2 protein-coding genes are annotated in these 1562 nt (G+C 40.8%); one reads left to right on the top strand and one right to left on the bottom strand.

What is annotated here, in order from left to right:
* Positions 1-594 precede the first annotated feature (594 nt).
* Positions 595-1107 (top strand): HTH domain-containing protein, encoded by a 513-nt coding sequence (locus tag AX755_RS20455; RefSeq protein WP_062857336.1) that lies wholly within the window; start codon positions 595-597, stop codon positions 1105-1107.
* Positions 1108-1197: 90 nt separating this feature from the next.
* Here AX755_RS20455 and AX755_RS20450 read toward each other — a convergent pair whose 3' ends face one another.
* Entirely contained in the window at positions 1198-1482 is a 285-nt protein-coding gene (locus AX755_RS20450; protein WP_062857335.1) for a hypothetical protein, read from the bottom strand.
* Positions 1483-1562: the final 80 nt, after the last annotated feature.

Here is a 1562-nt window from a genome sequence, read left to right as displayed (position 1 = left end):
CCATAAATACTCCAGAGAGAATAATAGGAACTCAATTTTGATTTTGAGTATAGTATTTAAGTTTTGCGTCTTCAATTTTTTTTTTGTGATTTCAAAATGGCTTGGACACATACAGAAAAAGAAGAAAAGGTTAATATAAGCCAGTACACACAGAGGGGACGCTCCGCGTCTCTCTGTGACTGGTTCAGGGCTCTGCCCCGAAACCCCAAAGGCAAAAAACCTGTCTAACAGGGTGATGGCTCGCTATGCGAACCATCACCCATAACTAGCTTGGATGGGCATTTTGAGCGTCAAGGTTAAACCGCTGCGCGGTCGCCAATGGCGAACCTTGACCCCCAAAATGCCCGACCGAAGGAAGGGATCTAAAATCTAAAAGATCCCCCTCTTAAGGGGGATCTTTTATTAGATAAGAGGGGGTTTTTATATATTGCTGTTTTTTATGTGTTTTTTTTTCTGAAGGTGCCGTTTTTTTTCCGGACGATCGGAAATACATGTGTTTCCTCGGTTTTTCCTACCATAGGAAAAATATTTTCTTTTATTGTGCGTTTTACTTTCCTATAATCAGATTAAGTTTTCCGATTGATAGGAAAGAAAATGAGAAGTCAGGATGTAATCACTGAAAAGCAAAGAGAGATCAGGAAAGCAGATCTTCAACATCAGGAAGAAAAACGCGATAGAGAGCGGCTAGAAGCTCAGAAGAACCAAAACTTCACTCAGGTATACCCTTTGGGCTGGAAACGGCTTGCAGAGCTCGCTAAAGGCAATTCTGCGGCATTTGGGTTTTATACCTATCTTGCCCAACACATCGATGGTTCTTGCGGCGCTGTCGTTGCAGACCAAACATTTCTTGCAGAACAATTCAACGTCACAACGAGAACGATACGTAATTGGGTTAAATATCTTGAGGAAATGCACGCTTTAGTAAAAATACCAGTGACAGGAAGAGTCTGTGCGTACGCGCTAAACCCACATGAAGTCTGGAAGGGTTACGATAATGCCAAGCCTTACGCTGCTTTTTTAACAAAAACATTAGTCAACAAAGATGGTGAGATTCAACGTCGAATCATGGCTATGTTTTCAGGAACGGAAAGCGGTCAAGAGCAGTAGCGTAGCGACTCTTGACGGCTTGTAGTGACCCCATACTTGGTGAAGGTGGTTGGTTTCACGAAGTGAGGCCAACCACCTGTTAAGCGGGTTTTATTCTGAAAATTCAGTCAGATCTTGAATACGATCTGAGCGAATCAAAATGTATTTTTGAGTAGCAGTAGTTCCGTCACAGCGAACAATATTAATAGCCGGGCAATCACCATCATCAAACCAAGATGACCATTGTTCAAAAAGGCCTGCCCAAACAGATTTGGTAATTTTTTCAACGCCAAACCAGCATAGAATTTCCCATCTTTCAAACTCTACATAACCCATATAAAACAATTTGTTAAGTTTGTTTTCGATGTCAGAACTAAACCTTTTAACGCCAGCCATAAATACTCCAGAGAGAATAATAGGAACTCAATTTTGATTTTGAGTATAGTATTTAAGTTTTGCGTCTTCAATTTTTTTTT

This window comes from Enterobacter sp. SENG-6 (assembly GCF_001605945.1).
Taxonomy (GTDB): domain Bacteria; phylum Pseudomonadota; class Gammaproteobacteria; order Enterobacterales; family Enterobacteriaceae; genus Enterobacter; species Enterobacter cloacae.
The sequence above is the reverse complement of the archived record's forward strand: the minus strand, read 5'-3'. Positions and strand labels throughout refer to the sequence as shown.

Bases quoted from the DNA above. Each gene is read 5' to 3' on its own strand.
- AX755_RS20455 (WP_062857336.1), top strand. From the start codon at position 595: ATGAGAAGTCAGGATGTAATCACTGAAAAGCAAAGAGAGATCAGGAAA.
- AX755_RS20450 (WP_062857335.1), bottom strand. From the start codon at position 1,482: ATGGCTGGCGTTAAAAGGTTTAGTTCTGACATCGAAAACAAACTTAAC.